This is a genomic window from Streptomyces sp. NPDC000075, assembly GCF_040301925.1.
Taxonomy (GTDB): Bacteria; Actinomycetota; Actinomycetes; order Streptomycetales; family Streptomycetaceae; genus Streptomyces; species Streptomyces polychromogenes.
In genome coordinates, this window is sequence record NZ_JBEPFL010000011.1 from 71048 (window position 1) to 97090 (window position 26043).

26 protein-coding genes are annotated in these 26043 nt (G+C 72.0%); 12 read left to right on the forward strand and 14 right to left on the reverse strand.

All coding sequences use genetic code 11. The features are described 5' to 3' along the window. The first annotated feature begins 9 nt into the window (after positions 1-9). From ABT403_RS15360 to ABT403_RS15370, 3 genes are read left to right on the forward strand one after another with little or no spacing between them, the layout of a single operon-like run. Positions 10-705, forward strand: coding sequence for a class I SAM-dependent methyltransferase (locus ABT403_RS15360; protein WP_344152560.1), 696 nt, complete (start codon positions 10-12; stop codon positions 703-705). Continuing rightward, the gene (locus ABT403_RS15365; protein ID WP_344152563.1) at positions 702-1526 is read left to right on the forward strand and encodes a phosphotransferase; all 825 of its coding nucleotides are present in this window, start codon (positions 702-704) and stop codon (positions 1524-1526) included. Before ABT403_RS15360 ends, ABT403_RS15365 begins: the two co-directional genes overlap by 4 nt. A gap of 14 nt (positions 1527-1540) precedes the next feature. After that, entirely contained in the window at positions 1541-2062 is a 522-nt protein-coding gene (locus ABT403_RS15370; protein ID WP_344152566.1) for a GNAT family N-acetyltransferase, read from the forward strand. A gap of 4 nt (positions 2063-2066) precedes the next feature. On the opposite strand, the gene ABT403_RS15375 is transcribed toward ABT403_RS15370, so the two are convergent. The 10 genes from ABT403_RS15375 to ABT403_RS15420 all read right to left on the reverse strand — a co-directional run bounded on the left by ABT403_RS15375 (position 2067) and on the right by ABT403_RS15420 (position 11738). Then, positions 2067-2969, reverse strand: a complete 903-nt coding sequence (locus ABT403_RS15375; RefSeq protein WP_344152570.1) for a DMT family transporter — start codon at positions 2967-2969, stop codon at positions 2067-2069. Positions 2970-3002: 33 nt separating this feature from the next. Next, a complete protein-coding gene (locus tag ABT403_RS15380; RefSeq protein WP_344152573.1) occupies positions 3003-4040 on the reverse strand; it encodes a D-alanine--D-alanine ligase family protein in 1038 nt (345 codons plus the stop codon). A gap of 53 nt (positions 4041-4093) precedes the next feature. Beyond that, positions 4094-5143 (reverse strand): ATP-grasp domain-containing protein, encoded by a 1050-nt coding sequence (locus tag ABT403_RS15385; protein ID WP_344152579.1) that lies wholly within the window; start codon positions 5141-5143, stop codon positions 4094-4096. 92 nt (positions 5144-5235) lie between these two features. Beyond that, complete coding sequence (dcsG, locus tag ABT403_RS15390; RefSeq protein ID WP_344152582.1) at positions 5236-6135, reverse strand: D-cycloserine synthetase; 900 nt, start codon at positions 6133-6135, stop codon at positions 5236-5238. 70 nt (positions 6136-6205) lie between these two features. Continuing rightward, complete coding sequence (locus tag ABT403_RS15395) at positions 6206-6955, reverse strand: SDR family oxidoreductase (RefSeq protein WP_344152584.1); 750 nt, start codon at positions 6953-6955, stop codon at positions 6206-6208. Positions 6956-7033: 78 nt separating this feature from the next. Further along, complete coding sequence (gene metX, locus ABT403_RS15400; protein WP_344152587.1) at positions 7034-8152, reverse strand: homoserine O-acetyltransferase MetX; 1119 nt, start codon at positions 8150-8152, stop codon at positions 7034-7036. Between the two features lie 18 nt (positions 8153-8170). Continuing rightward, positions 8171-9169, reverse strand: a complete 999-nt coding sequence (gene cysK / locus ABT403_RS15405) for a cysteine synthase A (protein WP_344152590.1) — start codon at positions 9167-9169, stop codon at positions 8171-8173. Then, positions 9156-10013: a diaminopimelate epimerase gene (dapF, locus tag ABT403_RS15410; RefSeq protein WP_344152593.1), complete on the reverse strand. Its 858-nt coding sequence runs from the start codon at positions 10011-10013 to the stop codon at positions 9156-9158. Before dapF ends, cysK begins: the two co-directional genes overlap by 14 nt. Positions 10014-10089: 76 nt before the next feature. Then, positions 10090-10911: an arginase family protein gene (locus ABT403_RS15415; RefSeq protein WP_344152596.1), complete on the reverse strand. Its 822-nt coding sequence runs from the start codon at positions 10909-10911 to the stop codon at positions 10090-10092. A 77-nt stretch (positions 10912-10988) separates the two neighbouring features. Next, complete coding sequence (locus ABT403_RS15420; RefSeq protein ID WP_344152599.1) at positions 10989-11738, reverse strand: YqcI/YcgG family protein; 750 nt, start codon at positions 11736-11738, stop codon at positions 10989-10991. Between the two features lie 317 nt (positions 11739-12055). Here ABT403_RS15420 and ABT403_RS15425 point away from each other — a divergent pair, with 317 nt between their 5' ends. The 8 genes from ABT403_RS15425 (at position 12056) to ABT403_RS15460 (ending at position 21382) form a co-directional block, all read left to right on the forward strand. Beyond that, complete coding sequence (locus tag ABT403_RS15425; protein WP_344152601.1) at positions 12056-13507, forward strand: amino acid permease; 1452 nt, start codon at positions 12056-12058, stop codon at positions 13505-13507. A 123-nt stretch (positions 13508-13630) separates the two neighbouring features. Beyond that, a complete protein-coding gene (locus ABT403_RS15430; protein ID WP_344152603.1) occupies positions 13631-14446 on the forward strand; it encodes a helix-turn-helix domain-containing protein in 816 nt (271 codons plus the stop codon). Between the two features lie 53 nt (positions 14447-14499). Then, positions 14500-14970, forward strand: a complete 471-nt coding sequence (gene cynS / locus ABT403_RS15435; protein WP_344152606.1) for a cyanase — start codon at positions 14500-14502, stop codon at positions 14968-14970. A 78-nt stretch (positions 14971-15048) separates the two neighbouring features. Next, complete coding sequence (locus tag ABT403_RS15440; RefSeq protein WP_344152609.1) at positions 15049-16596, forward strand: AMP-binding protein; 1548 nt, start codon at positions 15049-15051, stop codon at positions 16594-16596. Next, positions 16593-17450 (forward strand): class I SAM-dependent methyltransferase, encoded by an 858-nt coding sequence (locus ABT403_RS15445; RefSeq protein ID WP_344152612.1) that lies wholly within the window; start codon positions 16593-16595, stop codon positions 17448-17450. Before ABT403_RS15440 ends, ABT403_RS15445 begins: the two co-directional genes overlap by 4 nt. A 49-nt stretch (positions 17451-17499) precedes the next feature. Continuing rightward, positions 17500-18570 carry an alanine racemase gene (alr, locus tag ABT403_RS15450; RefSeq protein WP_344152615.1) on the forward strand — a complete coding sequence of 357 codons (1071 nt, stop codon included), beginning with the start codon at positions 17500-17502 and terminating at the stop codon, positions 18568-18570. Positions 18571-18617: 47 nt separating this feature from the next. Then, the gene (locus tag ABT403_RS15455; protein WP_344152618.1) at positions 18618-20324 is read left to right on the forward strand and encodes a carbamoyltransferase N-terminal domain-containing protein; all 1707 of its coding nucleotides are present in this window, start codon (positions 18618-18620) and stop codon (positions 20322-20324) included. Between the two features lie 119 nt (positions 20325-20443). Beyond that, entirely contained in the window at positions 20444-21382 is a 939-nt protein-coding gene (locus tag ABT403_RS15460) for a DMT family transporter (protein ID WP_344152621.1), read from the forward strand. 18 nt (positions 21383-21400) lie between these two features. Here ABT403_RS15460 and fabV read toward each other — a convergent pair whose 3' ends face one another. The 4 genes from fabV to ABT403_RS15480 form a co-directional block, all read right to left on the reverse strand. Further along, positions 21401-22615, reverse strand: a complete 1215-nt coding sequence (gene fabV / locus ABT403_RS15465; protein ID WP_344152624.1) for an enoyl-[acyl-carrier-protein] reductase FabV — start codon at positions 22613-22615, stop codon at positions 21401-21403. A 166-nt stretch (positions 22616-22781) separates the two neighbouring features. Beyond that, positions 22782-23786, reverse strand: a complete 1005-nt coding sequence (locus tag ABT403_RS15470) for a hypothetical protein (RefSeq protein WP_344152627.1) — start codon at positions 23784-23786, stop codon at positions 22782-22784. Between the two features lie 15 nt (positions 23787-23801). Next, complete coding sequence (locus ABT403_RS15475; protein ID WP_344152630.1) at positions 23802-24341, reverse strand: hypothetical protein; 540 nt, start codon at positions 24339-24341, stop codon at positions 23802-23804. A gap of 87 nt (positions 24342-24428) precedes the next feature. Beyond that, positions 24429-25439, reverse strand: a complete 1011-nt coding sequence (locus ABT403_RS15480) for a glutathione S-transferase family protein (protein WP_344152633.1) — start codon at positions 25437-25439, stop codon at positions 24429-24431. 116 nt (positions 25440-25555) lie between these two features. Between ABT403_RS15480 and ABT403_RS15485 the strand changes: the two genes are divergently transcribed. Further along, on the forward strand, positions 25556-26041 hold the full coding sequence (locus ABT403_RS15485; RefSeq protein WP_344152636.1) for an HIT family protein: 486 nt from the start codon (positions 25556-25558) through the stop codon (positions 26039-26041). Positions 26042-26043: the final 2 nt, after the last annotated feature.

Genomic DNA, 26043 nt, shown 5'->3' on the forward strand with positions numbered 1-26043 from the left:
GGACGCCGCGTGGGGGAACACCGGAACGAGACCAGGGCCGCCTACGACGGGGTCGTCGAGCTGTACGCGTCGATGTTCGCCGATCGGCGGCTGGAGGCGCAGCCCTTCGCGCGGAACATGATCCGCACCTTCGCCGAGCTGGTGCGCGCGGCGGGGAACACGCGTGTGGCCGACGTGGGTTGCGGGCCCGGGCATCTCACGGCCATGCTGCACGACCTGGGCCTGGACGCCTTCGGGCTCGACCTCTCCCCGGGCATGGTCGCCCACGCCCGGCGGGCCCATCCGGAACTGCGGTTCGACGAGGCCCGGATGGAGGAGCTGCCCCTCGGGGACGGGGCGCTCGGCGGGGTGCTGGCCCACTACTCGACCATCCACACCCCGCCCGGTGAACTGCCCGCGCTCCTCGCCGAACAGGCCCGCGTCCTGGCCCCCGGGGGCCTGCTCCTGGTGTCGTTCTTCGGGACCGACGGCCCGGACCCGGTCCGCTTCGACCACAAGGTGACGCCCGCCTACAGCTGGCCGCCGGACCGCTACGCCGAACTGCTCACGGCGGCCGGCCTCACCCCGTTCGCCCGCCTGCTCCACGACCCGGCCTCCGCACGCGGCTTCCTCGACGCACACTTGCTGGCCCGCCGCCCGTCCCGGTCCCGCGGCCCTGCCTGCCGCCCGTCCGGTCCGGCCCGCACGGCTAAGCTGGCCCGGTGATCGAGGACGGTGCCACCGACCAGGGCAGTGTGACGACCGTGCGGCGGGTCGGCGAAACGATTCGGCGGCCGGGCGGGGTGTGGACCCCCGCCGTGCACGCCCTGCTCGTCCACCTGGAGTCGGCCGGTTTCACCCGAGCCCCGCGCGCACTCGGTACCGACGGGGGCGACGAGGTCGTGTCGCTACTGCACGGGGAGCCGGCCTTCAGCCCCTGGCCAGCCGTCCTGCGCTCGACCACCGGAATCGGGGAGCTCGGGACATGGCTGCGCGAGTACCACGCGGCGGTCCGCGACTTCCGGCCCCCGGCCGGCGCCCACTGGCGCGGCCGGGAGGAGCCGTGGGCGCCCGGCATGATCATCCGGCACGGCGACCTCGGCCCCTGGAACTCCATCTGGAACGGCGACCGCCTCGCCGGCTTCATCGACTGGGACTTCGCCGCCCCCGGCCACGCCCTCGACGACCTCGCCCAGCTGGCCTGGTACGCCGTCCCGTTGCGCCCGCCGCAGCAGCAGCGCAGGGCCTTGGAGGTCTCCGGGGACGCTGTCCTGCGCAGCCGTCTCGACTCCCTGTGCGGCGCCTACGGAGCGAGCCCGGCGGACGTCCTGGACGCGCTCGACGGGCTCCAGGCCCGGGAGGCGGAGCGCATCGAACGGCTCGGCGGGCAGGGGGAGGAGCCGTGGGCGGCGTTCCTCGCGCGTGGCGACGCGGCCGAGATGCGGGCCGAGCGGTCCTGGCTCCGCACCCGGCGCGCCGTCCTCCTCGGCGACGCCCACGGCCCGCCGGCCGGTCGAAATACCCGTGCGGCCGGTCCGCACGCGTGATAGTCCTCCCTGTCATGGGGGATCTCGTGACCGCACGGCTCGTACTGCACCCGCTGACCGCCGGCGAGGCCGAACGCGTCGTGGCGGGTGTGCCGGACGCCGCTGACCGGTGGGCGGCCGGGTACCCCACCGACGGGGACGTGCTCGCCGCCCGGCGCTACCTGGACGTCTGCGCGGAGACCGGTGACCCCCACCCGTTCGGCGACTTCGAGATCCGCCTGCGCGAGGACGGCCGCGCGATCGGTGGCGCGGGCTTCCACGGAGCGGCGGACGAGAACGGCTGCGTCACCGTCGGCTACGGCCTCGTCCCCTCGGCGCGGGGCAGCGGCTACGCCTCCGAGGCCCTGCGCGCACTGCTGGGCTTCGCCCGCGCGCACGGCGCCACCCGCGTCCGGGGCGACGCCGACCACGACAACCTCGCGTCCCACCGCGTCATGACGGCCGCCGGTATGCGGCCGGCCGGACAGGACGAGCGCGTCAGGTACTTCGAGATCGTCTGGGGCGGGGACGCACCGGTCGGCGCACCACCCGCGTAGTCCGTCACGACGACCGCGCCCGCTGCGTGACCACGATGCAGGCGAGGACGACGACGGCCGTCACCGGTGCGGCCGGCGTGAGGTGTTCGCCGAGCAGGAGGACGGCCCAGACGAGCGTCAGCAGCGGCTGCGCCAGCTGGAGCTGGCTGGCCCGGGGCACCCCGATGCGGCCCATGCCCTGGTACCAGAGGACGAACGAGCCGAACTGCGAGACCGCGGCGATGTACGCCATGCCCACCACGGCCTTCGTCGTGAGGTGCACGGGCTCGTGCGGGAGCGCCCACGCGGACACCGCCAGGTTCACCGGGGCGGCGAGCACCACCCCCCAGGCGATCACGCGCCAGCCCGGCATGTGCGCGGAGACCCGCCCCCCTTCGGCGTAGCCGGCGGCGCAGATCAGGAGGGCGGCGAAGAGGTAGAGGTCCGCGACCGTCGGGCGCCCCCGGTTCTGGGACAGGGTGAAGACGATCACGGCGAGGGCGCCGGTCCCGGCCGCCGCCCAGAACACGGCCGAGGGGGAGCGCCGGGTGCGCAGGGCGGCGATCGTCGCCGTGGCCATCGGCAGCAGGCCGATCACGACGGCCGAGTGGGCCGTGGACGACGTCTGCAGGGCGAGGGTGGTGAGCAGCGGGAACCCGATGCCGCACCCGGCGGCGACGACCAGCAGCGCGGGCCAGTCGGCGCGCGCCGGGGCCGGTGCCCGGGTCCACAACAGGGCCGCCGCCGCGATCAGGGCGGCCAGGACCCCGCGGACTCCCGCGGCGCTCCACGGGCCGAACCCGTCGAGCGCCCACACCGTGCCCGGGAAGCTGAAGGAGAACGTCGCGACGCCGAGGGCGGCGAGGAACGTCCCGTTCGATAACGGCGATATTCGCGTCAGTGTGAGCGTGCTGTGCTGTGCATCCATGATTCCCACATCGGTTGAGAGCGGATCGGTGGGTCAGCGGGTGGCGAGGGACACGATGCGCTCGGCCAGGTCGGCGTAGGTCCAGCCGGCGCCGGAGGCCCCGAGCGGCAGCAGGCTGGTGGCGGTCAGGCCGGGGAGGGCGTTGACCTCCAGGCACATGGGCTCGCCCGCCGCGTCACAGCGGAAGTCGGCGCGCGAGTAGGTGTGCGGGCCGAAGCCCAGGGCCTCGTGCGCGCGCAGGGCGAGCTGCTGGAGACGGGAGGCGAACTCCTCGGGGATCCGGGCCGGGCACACCTCGCTGACCGCGCCCGGCTGGTACTTGGCCGCGTAGTCGAACAGCGGCGTACTCAGCTCGATCTCGATCACGGGGAGCACCTGGCCGCCCACCACCCCCACGGTGAACTCCCGTCCCGACAGGAACGGCTCCACCAGCAGATCGCCGCCGTCGGCCCGCATCTGCGGTGCGAGGCGCTCCAGTTCGGCGAGGGAGTCGGCCCGGTGCACCGACACGCTCGATCCGTCCGCGACGGGCTTGGCCACCACCGGTCCGGCCGCGACCAGCCGCCGCACCTCCTGCGGGACCTCGTCCGCGGCGGCCGGCCACAGCGCGCGCTCGGTGACGGGCACCCCCGCCGCCGCCAGTACGGCCTGGGCCCGCTCCTTGTGCCAGGCCGCCGCGCAGGCCGTGCTGTCGGCGCCGGTGAAGCGGACGCCCGCCGCCTCCAGCCGCTCCTGCACCCAGCCGTCCTCGCCCCAGCCGCCGTGGAGGGCGGTGAAGACCAGGTCCGCGTCGCGCAGGAGCGCCGGCAGGGCCCCGCCGTCGAAGTTGGCCGCCATCCGCTGCCGCAGCCCGTGCCGTTCGTGGCCGGCCGGCGGCTCCTTGCCGACCTCGAACCCGTCCACCACGTCGCCCGGGTGCAGGGGCCCCGCCAGTACGGGCTCCCCGGCCGCCGGATCGACCAGCAGCACCTCGTGTCCACGCTCCAGCAGCGCGCGGGCCACCGAGCTGCCCGAGGCCAGGGAGACGTCTCGTTCGGGGCTTTCTCCACCACACAAGATCACGATTCGCATGCCCGTATTGTGTCCTCTTCCGTACCCTCCCGCACATGACGTCCGGCCGAAACTCACCAGTACGGACGCGACGGCAGCAGGGCCGGACCGGCTGTTCGCGGGGGGTACGCGGGGAGCGGCGCGGGGGAGTTGCCCGTGAGGGAACGCAGGTGCAGTTCGGCGAGCCGCGGGCCCGTAGCGGGCACCGGAACCCCCTCGGCCGCGCCGTCGCGGGCGCCGACGGAGATCCCGTCGAGGACCAGGGCACCGTCCCGGCCGCGCGACACGTCCGCGTGGAAGAGGCAGTCCCGGGGCGCGGGCAGGGCCCGCAGCGCCGCGACGGCCAGCGCGCACAGCGCGGCGGCCAGCAGGTCGTGCGGCTCGGGCGGCTCCGGGGGCTCCGGTGGAGCACCGACGGCCGGGAGTCCGCGGCGGGTGCCGGCGCCGGCGCCGCCACCGGGCGCGGCGCAGGACCGCACCAGCCGGATCTCGCCGTTCACGAGGACCCCGTCGACGTGGAACGCCTCGTGCTCCAGAGCGGTCTCGGCCAGCAGGTGGGCGCCGTCGTCCGTGCCCGTCTCGGGATGGCGTGCGAGGAACGCCGGGAGGTCGTCCGGCGCGTGGAGCACCTCGACGTCCTCCGGCCCGCCGCCCCGGCGCGGTTTCACCACGACCGGATACCCGTGCCCGGCGATGAAATCGGCCAGATCCGTGGCGTGGCGGACCGCGGCGAAGGGGAGCAGGGGGACGCCCGCCTCCCAGAGCGCCGACTTCATGGCGTACTTGTCGCGGAACGCGTCCACGCCCGCCGCGCTGTGCCCCGGGACCCCCATGGCGGCCCGCAGCCGCGCGCCGCGCGACAGGTCGGACTCCGAGAGGGCCAGCAGCCGTTCGAAGGCCCACTTCTCGTGCAGGCGCAGGGCCAGGAGCTCCACGGCCGGGTTGGCGTGGAACTCCTCCACGACCTCGACGTGGGCGTACCCGTCGAGCGCGGCGGTCCGCTCGTCCGGGTCGGCCGGCACGGCCGCCGCGTCGGTGATGAGGACGACGTCGTGCCCCTCGCCCAGGAACTCGGGGTAGCGGTACTGGGCGACCGGGGTTCGGTTGAGTACGAGGAACCGCATCTTCTCTCCATGGGGGGTTGCCACGCAGATGCACGCAGATGCACGCAGATGCATGCAGAAGCACGCTGCGGCCGGACGGGCCGCGCGGGCCGCTACGGCTTGAGCCGCTCGGCCAGGGCCTGGGCGAAGCGCAGGGCCCCGTCCTCGCTGAAGGTGAGGTTGAGGGAGGGCTCGCAGAGCTCCATCTCCAGCACCATCGGGCTGCCGTCGGCGTCGCGGACCAGGTCGACCCGCCCGCAGACCAGCGGCAGGTCCAGGCCCAGGTGCGCCACCGAGGCGGCCAGCGCGGCCGCCGCGACGGCGCGCTGGTCCTCGTCGGCGTCCCGGGCCTGGCGGAAGTCGAGCGTGGGGACGTGCACCGTGCCGTCCTGCATGAGCATCGCGCCCTTGTGGATGGCGTGGCTGTAGACGCCGTCGAAGAAGGTCAGGTCGGTCTCGCCCTGCCGGTCGACGGACTCCACGTAGGGCTGGAGTATGACGTGGCTGCCGTTGGCGAGGAGCCGCGCGACGTGCCGGGACGCCGGCTCCTCCAGCGACCTCGCGTACCGCTGGACGTCCTTGGAGTAGCAGCCGTCGGTCGGCTTGACGACGAACTCGGGGGTTTCGGGGCGGGCGGCGAGGAAGTCCCGCACCGCCGCCGGGGCGTCCGACCCGGGCGCGATGACCGTGGTCGGGATGACCGGGACCCCGTGCGCGGCGAGGTCGGCCAGATAGCGCTTGTCGAGGGCCCACCGGACCAGCGGCATCGGGGTGATGAGCCGTGTCACGTGCGAGACGCGCTCGCAGAAGGCCAGGAACTCGGCCTGCCGCTCCGCCCAGGTCCAGGGGGAGCGGAAGACGACGGCTTCGAAACGCGACCAGTCGACGGTCTCGTCCTCCCAGTCGCACACCTCGGCGGTGATGCCCACCGTCCTGCACGCCTCCAGCAGCGGGGGCATGTCGTAGTCGATGGGGAGGCTGACGGCGTCGGTGACCAAGGCGAGGATGCCCATGAGCGGATCCAATGCTGGGAGGTGGCTGAGGGGTCGGTCGGCGGGGGCGGTGCGGTGCGGTGGCGGCTGCCTACCAGGGGACGAGGTCTCCCCGGTGCACGTAGCCGCCCGTGGGGCCGTCGTCGTCGAGCAGGGCCATCGTGACGGCGGTGGACGCGCCCTCGGGGATCTCGAGGTCGCCCGCGCCCTCGTTCATGTCGGTCTTGGTGTATCCGGGATGGACGGCGTTCACCTTGATCGGCGTCTCGCGCAGCTCGTAGGCGAGGTGCACCGTCCAGGAGTTCAGCGCGCTCTTGGAGGCGCTGTACGCGGGCAGCGACTTGAACATGGGGCTGTACGCGTAGGACTCCGGGTCGCTGTGCGTGGCCAGGGAGCCCAGCAGGCTGGAGACGTTGACGATGCGGCCGGCCGGCGACTTCCGCAGCAGCGGCAGCAGGGCGACGGTCGTCTCGACGACACCGAAGAGGTTGGTGTCGAAGGTTTCGCGCCACTGGCCCATCGGCTGCTGGGACGGCTGCCTGCCGTACTCCTCGATGCGGATCCCGGCGTTGTTGACGAGGATGTCGAGGCGGCCGTGCTCGGCCTCGATCCGGGCGGCGGCCGCGGCGATGCCGTCGGTGCGGGTGATGTCGAGCACCAGGGGTTCGACGTCCAGGCCGGTGGCGCGCAGCTCCGCCGCCGCTCCGGCGACGGCGGCGCCGTCGCGGCCGCTGAGGAGCACGTGGACGCCCTTCTCGGCGAGCTGGCGTGCGATGTCACGGCCCATGCCGCGGTTGGCACCGGTGACGAGGGCTATCTTCTTCGGGGACTGCCCGGACAAGGGGGACTCTCCATATCGTGAAGTGCGCGTGGAGCGCGCGTGCGGTGCGCGGATGTGCGGGGGGCGGGCCGCGCCCCGTCAGGCGACGATCGCCAGGAACTTCGCCACCGGCGGACCGAAGCGCTCGATGTCCACCAGGAAGGCGTCATGGCCGGCCGGGGTGTCCACCGGCAGGAATCCGACCTCGGTGCCGCCCGCCGACAGCCCCTCGGCGATCTCCTGCTGCTGCGACAGCGGGAAGAGGATGTCGGACCGGGCCCCCATCACCAGCGCCCGCTCGACCCGCATCCGCGACAGCGCCCCGGCGGCGCCGCCGCCACCGCCGTCACCGAGGTCGAACTGGTCCATGGCGTGGCTCAGGTAGAGGTAGCTGTTCGGGTCGAAGCGGTCCGCGAACCGCTGGGCGTGGAAGTCCAGATAGCTCTCGACCTCGAACTCCGGCCCGAACCGCTCCTGGTCCGCCCGGTGCCGCCCGCCGATCCGGCTCCGGCCGAACCGGCAGTCCCACTCCTGCGCCGAACGGTAGGTCATCATCCCCAGCTTGCGGGCGGTGAGCATGCCCCGCCGGGGGCCGTCCTCCTCGTCGTAGTGGCCCTGGAGCCAGCCGGGGTCGGACCGGATCGCCTCCCGCTGGAGGGAGCGGACCGCGATGGAGAAGGGCAGCGCGTGCACGGCCCCGGACAGGCTGATGTGCGTACGGGCCAGATCCGGATGCCGGGCGAGCAGGGCCAGCGCGCTCATCGCGCCCATGGACGCGCCCACCACGCAGGCCAGGCGGCTGATGCCGAGCACCCGTACGGCGTGGGCCGCGGCGTCGGCGATGTCCTCGATCGACAGGTCCGGGAAGGAGAGCCGGTAGGGCTCACCCGTGCGCGGGTCGATGGAGGCCGGGCCGGTGGAACCCTTGCAGCTGCCCAGGGAGTTGACGCAGATCACGTGCCAGAGATCGGTGTCGAGGGGCTTGCCGGGCCCCACCATGGCCTCCCACCAGCCCGGGGTGGGGTCGTCCGGCCGGGACGCCGCGTGCGCGTCCGGTGAGAGGCCCGTGAGCACGAGAACGGCGTTGTCCCGTGCCGCGTTCAGGCTCCCGAACGTCTCGTAGGCGATGCGCGCGCCGTACAGAGCGCCGCCGCGCCGCATCGGAAAGCCGTCCGGCAGTTCGATGAAGCGGGAGGTCGGGGGTATGAATTCCCTCATGCGCCTGCTCCCGTCGCCCTAGTTACCGGAGCCGGAGCCGGAGCCGGAGCCGGAGCCGGCGTCCAGCGAGGCCAGCCAGGCGTCGTCCGAGCCCTCGTCGACCCCGTCGAAGAGGAAGGTCGACAGGTAGCGCTCACCGGTGTCCGGCAGCATCGCGAGCAGAACCGTTCCCTCGGGAGCCCGCTCGGCGATGGACAGCGCCGTCGCCACGGTGGCACCGGCCGAGATGCCCGCGAAGATGCCCTCCTCGGCGGCCAGCCGGCGGGAGGTGTCGCGCGCGGTCACCTCGTCCATGGTGACCAGGTCGTCGATGACGCTCCGGTCGAGGACGCCGGGGACGAAGTTGGGCGCCAGGCCCTGGATCTGGTGCGGGTTCCACTCCCCGCGGGCGAGCATGGCGGCGTTGCTCGGTTCGAGGGCGACGACGCGCACCTCGGGACGGGCGACCCGCAGCATCTGGCCGACACCGGTCAGGGTGCCCGTGGTGCCGAATCCGGTGACGAAGTAGTCCAGGCGGCGGCCCGCGAAGTCGGCGAGGATCTCCGAGGCCGTCGTCTCGCGGTGGTAGGAGGGGTTCGCGGGGTTGTCGAACTGCCGGGCGCGGAACCAGCCGTGCTTCTCCGCCAGCTCGTCCGCGATGAGGTTGCCGCCCTTGCTCCCCAGATGGCCGGGGAAGAGGACGAGCCTGCCCCCGTAGGCGCGGATCAGCTTGCGCCGCTCGACCGAGTACGTGTCGCCCATGACGGCCACGAACCGGTAGCCGCGCGCGGCGGCCACCATCGCCAGGGCGATGCCCACGTTCCCGGAGGTGCACTCGACGATCGTGTCGCCCGGCTTGAGCAGCCCCTTGGCCTCGGCGTCCAGGACGACGGAGAGCGCCAGGCGGTCCTTGACGGAGCCCCCGGGGTTGAAGGACTCCACCTTCACGTAGATGCTGGTGTGCTCGGGCGCCATCCGCTGGAGCCGGACGATGGGGGTCCGGCCGATGGTGTCGAGGATGCTGTTAAACAGAGGCATGGAGGAAGGTTCCTTCGTAGACGAATGCGGCCGGCCCGGTCATGAGGACGTCCGCGGCGTCGTCGGGCCAGCTGATGCGGAGCTCCCCGCCGGGCAGGACGACGGAGACGTTTCGGTCGACGCGGCCGCGCCGCATCAGCACGGCGGCCGCGGCGCAGGCCCCGCTGCCGCAGGCGAGGGTCTCGCCCGCGCCGTACTCGTGGACCCGCAGGTGCACGCGGTCGCGGGATTCCACCCGGGCGAAGCCCACGTTGACCGTGGGGAGGAAGAGCCCGGACTCCTGGACGGCCCGGCCGACCCGGGCGACGGGGGCGGTGGCCGTGTCGTCGACCTCGATCACCGCGTGCGGGTTGCCCATGGAGACGGCGGCGAACCGCACCCGCGTCCCGTCGCCCAGCTCGGCCTCGTACAGGTCCTGTTCGTCGCCGCCCTGGCCGAACAGGGGGATGCTCTCGGGTGCGAACTCCGGTACCGCCAGGGCGACGCGGAAGGTGTCCGGTCCGAGGACGTCCACCGCGTGCGTCCCGCTCGGGCTGTCGAGCGCGAACCGCGGGCCCCGTGCCAGGCCCGCGCGGACCGCCCAGGCGGCGACGCACCGCGCGCCGTTGCCGCACTGCGGCGAACGCGACCCGTCCGCCGTCCAGATGTCGAAGGCCACGACGGCCCGCGCGCTGCGCGGTCGCCTGATGCCGAGGATGAGGTCGCAGCCGGCGCCCTTGTGGCGGTCGGCCAGTGCGCGGCACAGCTCCGGGGAGGGGTCCGGCCCTTCACGCAGGTCCAGCACCACGAAGTCGTTGCCGGCTCCGTGCATCTTGGTGAAGGGAAGCGTGGTCGGCGTACTCATGCGTATCACACCCGTTGTCAGGTTCAGGCGGTCGGTCGTCGGCGGGCCGTCGTGGCCCTCGTGGCCTTCGGGGACGTCAGGGGCGCGCCGCGGCGGCGTCGAAGGCCGGGGCGACCATGTCGAGGATGACGGCGACGGCCTCCCCCGCCCGCTCGCTGTCGGCGGGGGCGTTGAGCTCCGCCAGCTCGACGCCGATGAGCCGCTCCGCCGGGATCGCCTCGAAGATGGCCCGGATCTGGGCCGGGAACATCCCGTCCGGAACGGTGTAGTCGGCCGGTATGGAACCCGGTTCGAGCACGTCCCAGTCGATGTGGATCCACACGGGCGCGTCCTTGACCGCGTCCAGGACGGCCTGCGCCGTGGCCTCAGCCGGGGGGATGACGCGTACCCCGGCCTCCCGGATGAGCTCGCGCTCGCGTGCGTCGATGTCGCGCGAGCCGACGAGGACCGCCTGCTCGGGGCGCAGGCCCGCGCCGTGGCCGCTGTCCCACAGTCCGCAGGCGCCGGAGAGGACCATGCCGCCCAGGTATCCGGTGTCGGTGGTCGCCGGGGTGTTGAAGTCGCCGTGTCCGTCGATGTAGAGCACCACGGCGTCGGGGTGCTCGCGCGCCACGACGGGCAGGGTGGCGAGGCTGACCGAGCAGGTGTTGTTGATGAGGACGGTGAGGTTGTCGCTCCTGATGCTCTCGGTAGCGGCCTCCCGCACCGCGACCAGGGTCTCGCGGGCCTGGGGGAGGGCGACGCTCCAGTCGTCGTCCGCGTGCGGCGCCGGCTGCCCGACGTAGTGGCCCTTGAGCCCGTACCGCTCCTCCAGCGCCCGCGCGGTGCGCGCCGCGCCCTCGATCATCCAGGCCGCCCGGTCGGCCACCCGGCCCTGGGAGACGATCAGATCAATCATCGGCTGAAATCCTGCTTTCGTGAGGGTGCACCACGTCTGCGGGGTGCACCGTGAAAAATGCGGCCGGAGTCGCCGGCTTATGCTCCGCGGAAGGCGAAGGGGCACACGTCCGCCCTCTCCCGGTTCTCCTCCACGAGGCCGTACTGCATCCATTCGAGGGCGCCGGTTCCGTAGGAACCGAGCTGCTGGGCGTGCGGGGTGCCGTCGTAGCGGGCGATGCGGCCGCGGATATTGGAGCGCACTTTTCGGCCGCTCGGCGTATCTCCCGCGAACACGTCGAACCGCTCGCGCGGATTGATCACGAGGGCGAAGTGCCGGCCGAGGTTGCGGCTGCGGCGCACCTGGTGGGCGGGGCTGCTCATGTTGATGAACAGCGGCATTCCATGGAAACACATGGACCATGCTTCGGACTGCGGGTCCTTGTCGACGCCTTCGGGCCACGGCGTGGGATCGATCGCGTGCAGCTCCTGGAGGACCCACCAGCCGAACGCGTGGTACCGCTCGACGGAGTCCGCCGTGACGGAGTCCGCTGAAAACACGACGACCAGCGGATACGCGGTGTCCAGCGCGCCGTCCCAGTCCCTCGACAGCTCGACGTAGTCCTTCAGACCGGCACCCAGGTGCCGGATCCCCTTCCTCCCGGACCCTTCCACGAAGATGAACTTCACGAGTTTTTTGCGGAAGGCGTTCCTCGAGAAAACGCAGGGGAAACCGGGGTCCGTGAGACGGGATGCTATGTCCTCGAAAGCATCACGACGCCATCCGTTCAGATCGTCGCCGATCTGTTCCTGACTGATTAATTCGGCGTTCTCGCCTGATTCATTCAACTGAACGTGTCCCTTCCCCGAGCAAATGGCCGGCGGGGTAGCAGCTCACTTCAATTCACAATCCGTGGATGATGCCATCGTCATTCAAGAGGTGTCAAGGCCGGTCGCAGTGGCTGGAAACGTGCGATTCCGAACGACCCGTATTTTTTGCGGGCCAGGTCGGCGGGCGCGGGACGCCGAACCGGCAATCATTTGCCGGTCGACCGGCAAATGATTGCCGCTTGACGGCTGCTTAAGATCATTGGCAGCATCCTTGAGGTCACCGCCCGATTTATTCACGGGGGAACAATGGATTTTTTTGATAAGGACTTATCGGCATGACCGTTCCGCAGCCCGAAGAGACGGAAAGCGGGTACCACCGGGGGCTCGGCACCCGGCAGGCCCAGATGATCGCCATCGGCGGGACCATCGGGACGGGGCTGTTCCTCGGCGCGGGGACCGGAATCTCCCAGGCGGGCCCCAGCCTCATCCTGTGGTACGCCGTCGCCGGGGCCATCCTGTTCATGGTGGTCCGGGCCCTCGGCGAACTCCTGATGTACCGCCCCGCCACCGGGAGTTTCGCCGATTACGCGAGGGAGTTCCTCGGGCCGTTCTGGGGGTACGCCACCGCGTGGACCTACTGGATCATGTGGGTCACCACCGGCATGGCCGAGATCACCGCGGCCGGCACCTTCGTCCGCTACTGGGCCCCGGGCTTCGAGCAGTGGAAGACGGCCCTGATCTCCCTGGTCGTGCTCACCGTCGCCAACCTGATCACGGTGAAGATCTTCGGTGAGCTGGAGTTCTGGTTCGCCATGATCAAGGTCACCGCGATCCTGGGCATGATCCTCATCGGCGTGGGCGTGCTGACCCTCGGGTTCAGCGACGCCGGCGACACCGCTTCCGTCACCCGCCTGTGGGCCGACGGCGGCGTCGCGCCCAACGGGGTCTGGGACTCGCTGATGACCCTGCAGATCGTGCTCTTCGCCTACCAGGGCGTGGAACTCGTCGGCGTGACCGCCGGGGAGACCAAGGACCCGCACAAGAACGTCCCGCGCGCCATCAACACCCTGCCCGTCCGCTTCGCCCTGTTCTACCTGGGCGCCCTCATCGTCATCCTGTCCGTCGTCAGCTGGACCGAGTTCCGCCCGGGCACCAGCCCGTTCGTCGCCGCCTTCGTGAAGATCGGCATTCCCGCGGCGGCCGGCATCGTCAACTTCGTGGTGCTCACCTCGGCCCTGTCCTCCTGCAACGCGGGCGGCCTGTACGCCACTTCGCGCATGCTGCGCGCCGCGGCCCTCAACGGTGACGGCCCCAGGTCCCTGGCGCGGCTGACCGCGCGGGGCGTTCCCCGGACGGCCCTGATCGTCTCGGCGCTCGTCATGGCGGTGGGGGTCGGCGTCAACGCGATCGACCAGGAACACGCCTTCACCTACATCACCAGCGTCTCCACCGGCGGGGCCATCGTCGTGTGGAGCATCATCCTCGTCACCCACCTGCGCTACCGCCGGGCCGTGAGCGAGGGGCGGGTGGCCGGTTCGCCCTACCGCATGCCCGGTGCCCCGTACACGAACTGGCTGGCCCTCGGGTGCTTCGCCTTCATCACGGTGCTCATCGGCTGGGACGACGACACCCGGATCGCGCTGTACGTGATGGCCGTCTGGGCGGTCGGCCTGACCGTCGGCTACGCCTTCCGCCGCCGGCGCACCGGCGGTGGTGACGGGTCCTCCGGAACCCCGGACGGATCAGCCGCGCCGGCGGTCGGGGCCGCCTCCCGCGACGGCGGCTGAGACCACGGCTGAAAAGCATCTGCAAGCTGTTCGCACCTGCGGTATGACCAGAATAAAACGCTACCATTGCCTCACATTTGCGCCGTACCGGTCGGTTGTGGTCCGAGGGAGACTTTGAAGCCCATGGGGTGCTTAGACGACGAAGGGCCCCAGGACAGGGCCGCGGAGCACAAGAGGCTCGCCCCCCTGCTCCGCGCCTGGCGGCTCACCGCCGGTCTGACCCGGGGACGCAGGAAGGCGCTCTCGCAGAAGGAGGTCGCCGAAGCGGCCGACGTCAGCGAACGCTGGTACCGCAGCCTCGAAACCGGCGGAACCGTCTCCCTGCCCCCGGAGGTCCTCGACCGGCTGGCGCAGGCCCTCTCCCTCGGCGTCGACGAACGTCTCACCCTCTACGCCCACGCCCTCAGGGGCTCCGCCTTCACCCGTCCGTACACCGTCGGCCGCGAGGGTCTGCCGGACAGCCTCCGCCGCCTCGTCGAAAGCCCGCTCCACGCACCGGCCTACCTGATGGACCACGCGTGGAACGTCATAGGCCACAACGCCTACATGGCCGTCTGGTTCCCCTGGATCGTCCGCGACCCCGCACCCAACCTGCTGCGCTGGGCGCTCACCTCGCCCGAGGCGCGCGCACAGCTCACCGACTGGCATGTGCATGCCGAGCACTACCTCGCCCAGCTCCGTTTCTCGCTGCTCAACTGGCCGGAGGACCGGACCCTCGACGAGCTCCTCGACGAGGTGCTGGAGGTGGCCGAGTGCCGCCGCATCTGGCACGGCCCGACACAGGTGCTCGCCTACCGCCAGGGACACCGCTTCCGGCTGCGGCTCCCGCACGTCTCCGCCCAGGACCTGACCGTCTCCACCCAGGTCCTCCTCTCCCCCCACCACCCCGGGGTCCGCTTCGTCATGCTCCTCCAGGACCGGGCCGGGCCCGCCCGCTGAACGGCGGCCGCCCGCCGCACCCGGCCCCTTCACAGGGAACGGAAGTACCGACCATGCTGCACGCCCAGTTCGACCCGACCGCCCGCCAGGCCCTGGCCGCGACCGCCGTCGAGGCCAAGACCCGGCGGGACCTCAGCTGGCAGGACATCGCCGACGCCGCCGGCCTCTCGGTGGCCTTCACCACCGCCGCCGTCCTCGGCCAGCACCCGCTGCCCGAGAAGTCCGCCGAAGCCGTCGCCGCACTGCTCGGCCTTGACGAGGACGCGGCGCGGCTGCTGCGCACCGTCCCGCTGCGCGGCTCCCTCCCCGGCGGTGTCCCCACCGACCCGACCATCTACCGCTTCCACGAGATGCTCCAGGTCTACGGGACCACCCTCAAGGCCCTGATCCACGAGCAGTTCGGCGACGGCATCATCTCCGCCGTCAACTTCCGGCTCGACGTGAAGAAGGTCGCCGACCCCGAGGGCGGCGAGCGCGCCGTCATCACCCTCGACGGCAAGTACCTGCCGGCCGAGCCCTTCTGACCGCAGGGATCCGCCGCCCCCCTCCACACACGCTTTCAGAGATCCAGAGATCCAGAGATCAGAGAACAGTGGGAGATCATGTCAAACCCGTTGGTCCAAGGGCTCATCGACCGGCTCCAGGACGCCACGGACACCGGAGTCCTGACGGACTGCGCCTCCGGCCGGACCGTGACGGCCCGCCAGTTCTGGGACGACTCCCGGCAGGTGGCCCTCAGACTGCGGCGGATGGGGATCGTCCGCGGTGACCGGGTGGCCGTCACCATGCCGGCGGGCGAGGTGTTCGCGCACCTCGTCTACGGGTGCTTCATCATCGGAGCGGTCCCGGCCTTCGTCGACGCCGGCACGAGCCGGGAGGTCCTCGCCCGCTGCGTCGAGGAGCTCGACCCCGCCCTCTGGGTGAGCGCCACCCCCGTACCCGGCCACACGACCCACACCCCGGACCGCTTCGACGTGCGCTACGACCTCCCCTCGCAGGAGGAGCCGCCCGAGCCCGAGCCGGCGCACCCCGACGACACCGTCCTCCTCCTCTACACCAGCGGCACCACCGGACTGCCCAAGGGCGTCCCCTGGACCTGCTCCCAGCTGGCCTCCTACCTGCGCGTCCAGCGGCAGTCCTACGAGCGCTTCGGCGTCCGCTCCGAGTTCGCCTTCTTCCCCCACCTGGGGATCAAGGCCATCGCGATGGGCCGCCGCGCCGTCATCCCCGACCTGGCACAGACCCAGCCCGCGCTGCTCCCGATCGCGGACGCGGTGCGGCAGATGAGCACCTACGGCTGCGACTACGTCTTCGCCTCGCCCGTCTTCTGGCAGCGCCTGACCGCGTACTGCGCCGACGCCGCCGTGCCCGCGCCCCCGGTCAAGGTCGGCGCCACCGCCGGAGCGGCCGTGAACCAGGAGATGCTCGCCGGCCTCGCGCGGGTGATGCCGCAGGCCCGCCTGTACGTGCCCTACGCGAGCACCGAGGCCCTCATGCCGATCACCCTGATCGACGCGGAGACCCTCGCGGACCTCACCGAACGCGGCACGAAGCAGGGCCGGGGCGTGCCGCTCGGCCGGGCCGTCGACACCCGCGTCGCCGTCATCGACTCCGCCGCCACCGAACTGCGCCACCTCACCGACGCGGACTTCCTCGCGCCGGGCCGGATCGGCGAGCTGGTGGTCAGCGGCCCCCGCGTCACCACCGAGTACTTCCGGCGCCCCGCGCTCACCGAGTACGCCAAGCTCCGCCACACGGAGGACGGCTCGCTCTGGCACCGGATGGGCGACGTCGGCTACCTGGACGAGGACTCCGTCGTGTGGTTCCTGTGCCGCAAGAAGCACGTCGTCGACACGGAGTTCGGGCGGCTCTACCCCGACCAGCAGGAACAGGTCTACAACCACCACCTGGGCGTGTACGCCAGCGCGGTCGTCGCGCGGGAGGGCGGCTCGCGGGTGTTCCTGATCCTGCCCGAGTCCTCCTCGGGACAGGTGAGGCAGGAGGACGTCGTCCCCGTCGCCGAGCGGTTCTCCCTGCCCGTTCCCACCCTGCTCTTCTACCCCGGGCCGCTGCCGGCCGACCGGCGGCACAACAGCAAGATCGACCGCGAAGAACTGCTGGTCTGGGCGACGGCGAAGGAGGGCGCATGAGGGAGGAGATGCGTTTCTCCGAACTGATGGAGTACTACCTCGAGGCCTGCTCCGACCGCAAACAGGTGACCGAGCACCTCGACGAGCTCCTGTCGAGCTTCACGGGCGCCACCGTCATGGACTGCTCGGTCGGCACGGGCTTCATCACCCTCGACCTCATCCGCGAGGGGCACAGCATCATCTGCGCGGACGGCAGCGCCGCCATGCTGGAGCGCTTCGAGGCCAACGCCGCCGAGCTCGGCCTCGACACCAAGCCGATCCACCTGGACTGGGCGGACCTCGGCGGGACCTTCCCCGGCGTGTTCGACCTGATCATCTGCCGGGGCAACTCCCTGGTCTACGCCGACGTGTGGGACGAGGACACCCACGACGGGGACACCCACGACGAGGACACCCACGACCAGGACACCCCGGCCGTCGGCGCGGCCGCCGTCGCCGGGCACCTCCGCAGCATGTACGCGGCCCTCAAACCGGGCGGCTTCCTCTACGTCGACATACCCGTGCCCGCCGACCCCGCGCGCCCGCAGGAGCGCATCCACCACACCCCGTGCGAGGTGCGGGGGCGCAGGGTGTCGGTCTCCGAGACGATCACCCTGCTCCCCGGGGCGGGCCTGCGCCGCTGGGACGTGCGCATGGAGATCGGCGACGAGGTCTTCTCCTTCACCCGCCACTCCCACGTGCTCGACCGGGAGCAGCTGACGCACGCGCTGCGGCGGGCCGGGTTCACGGAGCCCGTACCGCTGGAGGGCAACACCCTGCGCGACCACTACGAGGTCCTCACGGCCCGAAAACCGTTCCCCAACGTCATGACGAGGTTCGCCGCGCCGGTGCCGGCCCTGACGGAGTCCCGGTGACGGGCTCGGGCCCGCACCTCGCGGCGGCACGAGAGGATGAGGTCCAGGGATGTCCCGACCGCTGAAGGCGATCGTCCACGCTTCCGCCCTCGCCCACAACCTGGCGGTGATGCGCAGGATCCAGCCCGGCCGCAGGATGGTGGCCGTCGTGAAGGCCGACGGCTACGGACACGGTCTGGAGAACGTGGTCCGCGCCGCCGCCCCGGAGGCGGACGCCTTCGCCGTCTCCTCCGTCGAGGAGGCCCTCGCCCTGCGCGCGGTCGAGGCCCACAAACCCGTCCTCCTCCTCGAAGGGTTCTTCGAAGAGGCCGAGTTACCCCTGCTGGAACGATTCGGCTTATGGCCGGTGGTGCACTCCCCGGAGCAGCTCGAACGGCTTGCCGCGTACCGCTCGGAGCTCACCGTCTGGCTGAAGGCCGACACCGGCATGAACCGCCTCGGGTTCCGCGCCGCCGAATGCGCGCGGATCGTGGAGCGGATCAGGACGTCCATGCCCCACATCACCCTGCGGGGCCTCGTCAGCCACCTCTCCTCGGCCGACGACCCCGACAGCCCGCTCACCGGCTGGCAGTACAAGGAGTTCGGGCACCTGGCCGTGGCCGGGGCCGAGTACTCCGTCTCCAACTCCGCCGGCATCTTCACCGCACCGACGCTCCCGGACGAATGGCTCCGCTGCGGCATCGCCCTCTACGGCGCCTCCCCCCTGGTGGGGCGCTCGGCGGCGGAGCTGGGCCTGCGGCCCGCCATGACCCTGGAGAGCGAGCTCATCAGCGTCCGCCCCTGCCTGCGCGGCGACACCATCGGCTACGCCGCCACCTGGGAGTGCCCCGAGGACATGCCGGTCGGCGTCGTCGCCGCCGGCTACGGGGACGGCTACCCGCGGCACGCGCCCGCCGGCACCAGAGTCCTGATCGGGGGCACCCCCGTCCCGGTCATCGGCCGGATCTGCATGGACATGTTCATGGTCGACCTGCGGGCCCTTCCCGGCGCGCGGGCCGGCGACCGGGTCGTCCTCTGGGGCGAGGGCCTGCCGGTCGAGGAGATCGCGGCGGGCTCCGGAACCATCCCCAACGACCTGCTGTCCGGGCTGACGTCCCGCGTCCCCCGCCTCGTCGCCTGACCCCGTACGCAAGCGATTCCGAACAGAGACACCGGAGGAACCACCAGATGCTGACCTGTGGACTCAAGCTGACGCACGACGGATCCGTCGCCCTCTTCGACGACCGGAAGCTGCTGTTCAGCGTCGAGGTCGAGAAGATCGACAACAACCCGCGCTACAGCTCCCTCACCGACCTGCAACTGATCCCGCGCATACTCGGGGACTTCGGCGTCAAGGTCGATGACGTCGACGAGTTCGTCATCGACGGATGGGACGGACAGGTCAACGGCCGGGTGGACGTCACCGACCGGGGGACCGCCGCCGAGATCCTGCTCGCGCCCTACCACGAGGGCGGCACGGCGAACGTCCTGCGCGCCGCCCACACGGGCACCTTCACCCTGGACGGGCGCGAGCGGCCCTTCAGCAGCTTCTTCCACGTATCCAGCCACCTGATCAGCGCCTACTGCACCAGCCCCTTCGCCGGCCGCGGCGAACCCTCGATGGCCCTGGTCTGGGACGGCGGCATGTTCCCCCGCCTCTACTACGTCGACCCGGCCCGCAACACGGTGGAGAACGGCGGCCCCGTCTTCCCGCTGATCGGCCACGCCTACGCCACCGCCGGCCACCACTTCGGCCCGTGGAAGCGCACCGCCCACTCCGAGACCGCCGACGACCTCTCGGTCGCGGGCAAGCTGATGGCCTACATCGCCCTCGGCACCTCCCGACCGGAGGTCAAGGCCGTCCTGCGCCAGGAGTTCGAGAACCACTTCGCCGGCTCCACGGAGACCGCCCGCGCCTTCCGCGCGCAGATCGGCGGCTGGGGCACCCAGTTCGAGCGGTCGGTCACCCACCTCCACCCGTTCTACGAGGCCGTCTCGCGCGGTGTCGCACCGCTCGGCGTCAGCGACGAGGACGTCCTGGCCTCCGTCCACGTCTTCCTCCAGGAGCTCCTCATCGAGAAGCTCAACGAGAAGATCCGGGCGTGGAAGGGCGCCGGCCCCTGGAACCTCACCTTCTCCGGCGGCTGCGGCCTCAACATCAAGTGGAACAGCGCCCTGCGCGCCGACGCCCTGTTCGCCGACGTCTGGGTCCCGCCCTTCCCCAACGACTCGGGCGCCGCCCTCGGCACCGCCGCCGCGCGGATCGTCGAGACGCAGGGTCTGGTCCCGCTGGAGTGGCACGTACGCAGCGGCCCGCAGCTGCGTCCGACCGAGACCGTCCCCGCCGGCTGGACCGTCGAGGACTGCACCCCGGCCCAGCTCGCCGCGGTCCTCCACGACACCGACCAGCCGCTGGTCATGCTCAACGGACGGGCCGAGCTCGGCCCGCGCGCCCTGGGCGGCCGCAGCATCCTCGGCGCCCCGGTCAGCCCGGGCATGAAGGAGGCCCTCAACAAGATCAAGGGCCGCGAGCACTACCGTCCCGTCGCCCCCCTGTGCCTGCTCGACGCCGCGCCCGAGGTCTTCGAACCCGGCACGCCCGACCCGCACATGCTCTTCGAGCACCGGGTCCGGCCCGAATGGCTGGACCGGGTCCCCGCCATCACCCACCTCGACGGCACGGCCCGCCTGCAGACCGTCAGCACCGAGGACGACCCGGTGCTGGAGGAGGTGCTGCGCGCCTACCACCGGCTGAGCGGCGTCCCGGTGCTGTGCAACACCAGCGCCAACTACAACGGCAGCGGCTTCTTCCCCGACGTCGCCTCCGTCATCGAGTGGGGCGGCGTGGACCGGGTCTGGAGCGAGGGGAAGCTCTACCGGCGCACGTCGGTGTGACCGACGGGTAACCGGAAAACCGGAAAACCGGACAACGGCAGGACCGATCGACCGGCCCGGGGGCATCGCACCATCGCCGCCCCCGGGCCACACGTGCGGGCGACGACGGAGGCGACAGGGTGGAAACGGCGGTACCGAAGGGGAAGGCCCCACGGCGGATCGACGGGAGAACGCTCGGCATCCTGCTCGGCGCGCTGGGCGTGCTGTGCTTCAGCTTCACCCTCCCGGCGACGAAGTTCGCCGTCCGGGAGTTCCATCCCGTCCTGGTGGCGGCCGGGCGTACCGTCCTCGCCTTCCCACTGGCCGCCGGCTACCTCCTGCGCGCCGGAGGGGCCAGGCCGCCCGCCCGCGCGCTGAAGAAGATCGGCTTCCTGGTCTTCGGGAACGTGGTGGGCTTCCCCCTCTTCACCGCCTTCGCCCTCGTGTACGGCTCCTCGGCCAACGCCGCCGTGATCCTCGGGCTGATGCCGCTCGCCACGGCGGTGATGGCCTCCTTCCGGGGCGACGAACGCCCGACCCGCGCGTTCTGGGCCTGCGCGGTGGGCGGGGCGCTCGCCGTGATGAGCTTCAGCCTCGCCCGCAACGGCCTCCAACCACCCGCCCCGGGTGACGTGTTCACCGCGCTGGCCGTCGTCACCGGAAGCCTGGGCTACGCGGAGGGCGCCGCCCTGACGCGGGAACACGGCGCCATCCGGGCCATATCGTGGGGCATCGTCTTCGGCATGCCGCTGGCGCTGACGACCTGCGTGGTCACCTGGATCGTCACCCACCAGCGCCTCGACGGCCTCACCCTCCCGGGCGCGTCCGGCTTCCTCTACGTGGCCCTGGTCAGCTCCTTCCTCGCCTTCATCCCCTGGAACACCGGCCTGGCCCGGGGCGGCGTGGCCCGCGTCAGCCAGGTCCAGCTCCTCCAGCCCCTGCTCACCCTCGCCTGGTCGGCCCTCCTGCTGGGCGAACACGTCTCGGCGTGGGCGATGGCGGTCTCCCTCCTGGTCCTCCTCTTCGTCCTGGGCGCGGCCCGCACGAAGACCCCGCGCGACCGCCCCCCGACGGCGTGACCCGGCCCCCGGGCCCGGTCAGGAGCCGGTCGCCGGCCAGGGGACGTCGGTGGCCACCGGGGCGGTGTAGTCGATGCCCGGGACGGAGAAGCCGTACAGGCGCCGCACTTCGGCCTGGAACCAGTCGAGGTCGGCGAGAGCGGCGATGGTGTCCGTCGTGGCGGCCTCCCAGCGTTCGGCGACGGACGCCTGGACCTCGGGCGTGAGTTCCCAGGTGTCCAGGCGGACGCGGCCCTCGTCGTCGACGGCGAGCGGGGCGCCGCCGGTGAGCTGGTCCCACAGGGCGGCCAGCTGGTGGACCGGCGGGACCAGGGCTTCGCCGAGAACCCCGCGCAGCAGGCCCGTGTACAGGGCGATGCCGGGGATGGCGGTGGAGGACTGGGTGACGGCCGCGCCGTTGACGGAGGTCACGGCCCGCCCGCCCACCGTCGTGCCGAGCCGCTCGTCCAGGGCGCGGGCGGTGGCCTCCAAGTGGGCCTTGGCCGCGCCGATCGTGCCCTGCCGGTAGATCGCGGCCGTCAGCGGCGACCCGATGTACGACAGCGCGACGGTGGTGAAGCCCTCGCCGAGGAGCCCCCGGCCGGCCAGGTGGTCGACCCAGCGTTCCCAGTCCGCACCGCCCATCACGGCCACGGTCTGCTCGACGTCATCGCCCCCGGCCGGCGCGGTCTCGACCTCGCGGACCTCGGGAACGCCCCGGTCGTCGAAGACGAGGGTCTTGGTGCGGTTCGCCTCGCCGATCGGCCGGAGGACGGAGGCGTACGTGGCGCCCGTGTCCGGGTCGGTGCGCCGGGGCGCGGCCACCGAGTAGACGAGGTAGTCCAGCCTGCCGCCGAAACGCCGCTCGATGAGGTCGGCGACCTGCTCCTTCATCGCGTCGGAGAACGCGTCACCGTTGAGGAAGACCAGGTCCCGCCCGGCGGCACGGGCGATGTCGGCGGTGGCGGCGGTCCGGTACCAGCCGGCCGTGGCGGTACGCCGTTCCGTCGGAGCCTTCTCGAAGGAGACCGCGATGCCCCGGATCCCGGCCCGCTTGAGGCCGGCGACGGTGGCCGCCAGACCGTACCCGGCCGAGGAGCCGATGACCAGGGCCACCGGCCCGTCCCCCTCCGGCACGCCGGCGGAGTCGGGACACGCCCGCCACATGTCGGCCACCAGCCGTGCGCAGCCGGCCGGATGGGAGTCGAGGAAGAGGAAGCCCCGGTTACGGGGGATGAGAACGCGCTCGCTCACGATGGCAGTCCTTGGATCGACGACGGGTTCGCGGGCGCGGCGCCGGCCGGCCGGGCCACCGCGCCCTGCAAGTCTGCGACAGGACGCACACGGTGGGTCGCCCCACAGGGGACAAGGATCACGAAGTGATCTTGGAGTGTTCCGCCACTTCCGTCAGTCCCCGCGCCTACTGGATGCTCCAGCGGTGCGGATGTCCGGGGTCGCGGGGACAGGCGAACACGTTCAGCTCACCCCAGCGTCCGACCGTCACCTCGGTGGGGGTGGCGCACCCGTGGCCGGAGGGGCCTCGGTCCTCCAGCGGTGTCCAGCTGCCGCTGCCGCCGTCCCATTCCGTGGTGTCGACGGTCAGCAGCAGGTCCATCGGCGCCGCGCAGGTCAGGCAGTCCATGGGGTACGGGTCGGTCGCGTGCCAGGAGGCGAAGCCGCCCACGCGCCAGCCCGGCGGGATGGAGAGGTCGTACTGGTACCCGGGCGGCTCCGCCTCATCTTCGAGGGAATCCTCCCAGGCGTCGATCCGCGCGCACAGTTCCTCGGGCAGCAGCCCGGCGAAGGGGTACGTGACCACCTGCTCCGGGTGCAGCACACAGGGCTCGGGCAGGAAACCGTCGGCCCCGACGACCGACGGCTGCGGCGGCGCGGCCAGCACCTCACCGACCTCCCACGACCGCCGCCAGCGCAGGTGAAGCGCCAGGTCGTACCGGCCCGGGCCGTGCGCGGCGAAGGGACACCAGAACACCTGGAGCAGATCGCAGTCGCCCGGCCCCGCCGGCAGGTCGGGAACGTCGCGCCGGTACAGCTGGGCGAGGCCGACCATCGGCAGCGGATCGCTCTCGTCGGCCCCCGGGATCCGGTGCTCCCGCCGCAACGCGCCCAGGAGCTCGCGCTCCTCGTCCGTGGGGCCCGGCGCCTGCTCGCGGGCCCATGCGATTGCCAGGATCCGCCGCGAGCGGCGTATGTCGGCCGGGCGCCGGCCCCGCCCACGACCGTGCGCCTCGCCGCACACCGGCCACGGCTCGCCGGCGGGCCAGAGCAGAGGACCCCCCACGGAACTGTCCGAGGGCCCGGGCACACCCGGCCGCGGATGCAGCCGCGTCGTCGTCCCCCGAAAGCCGCCCAGCTCCGGGAAGAGCGCCTCGACGTCGAGCGGGCGCGGGGGAGTGGTTCGTGTCATGGACGAGACCCTAAGTCAGATCCGTTCGTGGATCAGTCGCAAGCGTGGACCGAGGCGATCGCCGAGTTCGAGGATGAAGGCCTCGCTGAGCGGCGGCCAGTTGTGGAAGCGCACCGCGAGGTTGGCGACGTGCAGGGCCCAGGGCCCGCTCCAGTCGCCGAGGAGTGCGGCGGTGGCGCAACTCTCGCAGGTCACGTGGGGTTCGGTGCGCGCCAGCCAGGTTTCGACCAGCGTGAAGTGAGTGTCCGGATCGAGCGAGACGGAGCAGTTCGGACAGGCCGGCGGGGTGTAGTTGCCGCCGGGGCCGTGGACTTGGCGTCGACCGATGACGTCGACTCCGTCCCCGAGGGGACCCGTGTCGTGGCGCGGGTCGCGGACCGCCGCCGCCGCGTCCGGGCCGGGGACGTACCGACTTGGTCGCCAGAGCGGGTCAGGCCGGTCGTTGGGCCGAACGATCCGCCGCTCGACCAGCCAGTCGGCGACGTCCGCCGCCCGCGCGGGCGCGTCCCCGGCCGGGACGGTCAGTTCCACGATGATGATCGCACTGTCGCTCATGGCCGTGATCCTGCCATCGGCCTCCGACAACGGAGCGACCGGACGCGGTAGGGGGCGGGGCGCCGGCCGGTCCCCGCCCGGCGCGCGTCAGGCCTGCGGCGCGGACCGCAGCGGCGGGACCGTCTCCGCAGGGGAGGGGGGCCCGGGCGGCGTGCCGTCGCCGAAGGGGCGGCCGCCGAGGGCTTCGCGGCCGTGCGGCTCCAGCCAGCCCGACGGGTCGGGGCCGGCGGGCACGATCCCCGTCGGGTTGATGTGTCCGTGGACCACGTAGAAGTGCTGCTTGATGTGCCCGAAGTCGACGGTGTCCCCGAATCCGGGCGTCTGGAACAGGTCCCGCGCGTACGCCCACAGCACCGGCATCTCCGTCAGCTTCTGCCGGTTGCACTTGAAGTGGCCGTGGTAGACCGCGTCGAAGCGCACCAGCGAGGTGAACAGCCGTATGTCCGCCTCGGTGATCGTGTCGCCGACGAGGTAGCGGGAGCGCTCCAGCCGCTCCGAGAGCAGGTCGAGGCGGGCGAAGAGGCGCCCGTACGCCTCCTCGTACGCCTCCTGCGACTTGGCGAACCCGGTGCGGTAGACGCCGTCGTTCACGTCCCGGTAGACGTCCTCGCCGACCGCGTCGATCTCCGCGCGCAGCGCGGCCGGGTACAGGTCGGGCGCGCCGTCGCGGTGGTACGCGGTCCACTCCAGCGCCATGTCGAGGGTGATCTGCGCGTAGTCGTTGGTGACGACCTTGCCGCTCGGCACGTCCACGATCGCGGGCACGGTGATGCCCCGGTCGTAGTCGGGGTCGCGGGCGAGGAACGCCTCCTGGAGCCGTTCTATCCCCAGCACCGGGTCACGGCCCCCCGGATCGAGGTCGAAGGTCCAGCTGCGCTTGTCGTGCGTCGGCCCGGCCACGGCCATGGGCAGGGCCTTCTCCAGGCCGAGGAGCCGGCGGATGATCACCGCACGGTGGGCCCAGGGGCAGGCGCGGCTCACCACGAGACGGTAGCGGCCGGGCTCCACGGGGAAGCCGTCGCGTCCGTCGGCGGTGATCCGCGTGGTGATGTAGCGGCTGTCGCGGGAGTACCCCTTGCCGGGGTTTACGTTGCTCACCCCTGGGCCATACCCAGGTTTCACGCCGCCGAGCGCCCGCTCCACCACCGCTCCGCCGTCCCTCGTCCCGGCGTGGGCGCAGGGCGCGCACACCGCCGCCGACGACAGGAGTACCGATGGAACGACGGCCGATGGACCTCGGAGCGTACGTCGAACGGACCCGTAGCGGCCCGTGTTTCGTCTGCGCGTTCCTCGCCGGAGACCCCGGCTATCCGCACGAGACCGTCCACGAGGACGAGGAGCACATCGCCTTCCTGGACCGGTGGCCCACGCTGCCGGGCAAGGTCCTCGTCGCCCCGAAGGCGCACATCGAGCACGTGGTGCGCGACCTGGACGAGGCGGCCTACGGCCGGCTGATGCTCTTCGTCCGGGAGGTGGCCCTCGCCGTCGAGGCCGTGTGCCGGCCGGAACGCACCTACCTGTACTCGCTCGGCAGCCGGCAGGGCAACGCGCACCTCCACTGGCACATCGCCGCCCTGCCGCCCGGAGTCCCGTACGCCGAACAGCAGTTCCACGCGCTGATGACGGAGAACGGGGTCCTCACGCCGTCGCCGCAGGAGTCGGCCGCACTGGCCGCACGCCTGCGCGAGGCGCTCCGCTAGAT

Excerpts from the sequence above, each read along its gene's own strand:
- ABT403_RS15370 (WP_344152566.1), top strand. The coding sequence starts at position 1,541 with ATGGGGGATCTCGTGACCGCACGGCTCGTACTGCACCCGCTGACCGCC.
- ABT403_RS15375 (WP_344152570.1), bottom strand. The coding sequence starts at position 2,969 with ATGGATGCACAGCACAGCACGCTCACACTGACGCGAATATCGCCGTTA.
- ABT403_RS15380 (WP_344152573.1), bottom strand. The coding sequence starts at position 4,040 with ATGCGAATCGTGATCTTGTGTGGTGGAGAAAGCCCCGAACGAGACGTC.
- ABT403_RS15385 (WP_344152579.1), bottom strand. The coding sequence starts at position 5,143 with ATGCGGTTCCTCGTACTCAACCGAACCCCGGTCGCCCAGTACCGCTAC.
- dcsG (WP_344152582.1), bottom strand. The coding sequence starts at position 6,135 with ATGGGCATCCTCGCCTTGGTCACCGACGCCGTCAGCCTCCCCATCGAC.
- metX (WP_344152587.1), bottom strand. The coding sequence starts at position 8,152 with ATGAGGGAATTCATACCCCCGACCTCCCGCTTCATCGAACTGCCGGAC.
- cysK (WP_344152590.1), bottom strand. The coding sequence starts at position 9,169 with ATGCCTCTGTTTAACAGCATCCTCGACACCATCGGCCGGACCCCCATC.
- dapF (WP_344152593.1), bottom strand. The coding sequence starts at position 10,013 with ATGAGTACGCCGACCACGCTTCCCTTCACCAAGATGCACGGAGCCGGC.
- ABT403_RS15415 (WP_344152596.1), bottom strand. The coding sequence starts at position 10,911 with ATGATTGATCTGATCGTCTCCCAGGGCCGGGTGGCCGACCGGGCGGCC.
- ABT403_RS15425 (WP_344152601.1), top strand. The coding sequence starts at position 12,056 with ATGACCGTTCCGCAGCCCGAAGAGACGGAAAGCGGGTACCACCGGGGG.
- ABT403_RS15430 (WP_344152603.1), top strand. The coding sequence starts at position 13,631 with ATGGGGTGCTTAGACGACGAAGGGCCCCAGGACAGGGCCGCGGAGCAC.
- cynS (WP_344152606.1), top strand. The coding sequence starts at position 14,500 with ATGCTGCACGCCCAGTTCGACCCGACCGCCCGCCAGGCCCTGGCCGCG.
- ABT403_RS15440 (WP_344152609.1), top strand. The coding sequence starts at position 15,049 with ATGTCAAACCCGTTGGTCCAAGGGCTCATCGACCGGCTCCAGGACGCC.
- ABT403_RS15445 (WP_344152612.1), top strand. The coding sequence starts at position 16,593 with ATGAGGGAGGAGATGCGTTTCTCCGAACTGATGGAGTACTACCTCGAG.
- alr (WP_344152615.1), top strand. The coding sequence starts at position 17,500 with ATGTCCCGACCGCTGAAGGCGATCGTCCACGCTTCCGCCCTCGCCCAC.
- ABT403_RS15455 (WP_344152618.1), top strand. The coding sequence starts at position 18,618 with ATGCTGACCTGTGGACTCAAGCTGACGCACGACGGATCCGTCGCCCTC.
- ABT403_RS15470 (WP_344152627.1), bottom strand. The coding sequence starts at position 23,786 with ATGACACGAACCACTCCCCCGCGCCCGCTCGACGTCGAGGCGCTCTTC.
- ABT403_RS15475 (WP_344152630.1), bottom strand. The coding sequence starts at position 24,341 with ATGAGCGACAGTGCGATCATCATCGTGGAACTGACCGTCCCGGCCGGG.
- ABT403_RS15485 (WP_344152636.1), top strand. The coding sequence starts at position 25,556 with ATGGAACGACGGCCGATGGACCTCGGAGCGTACGTCGAACGGACCCGT.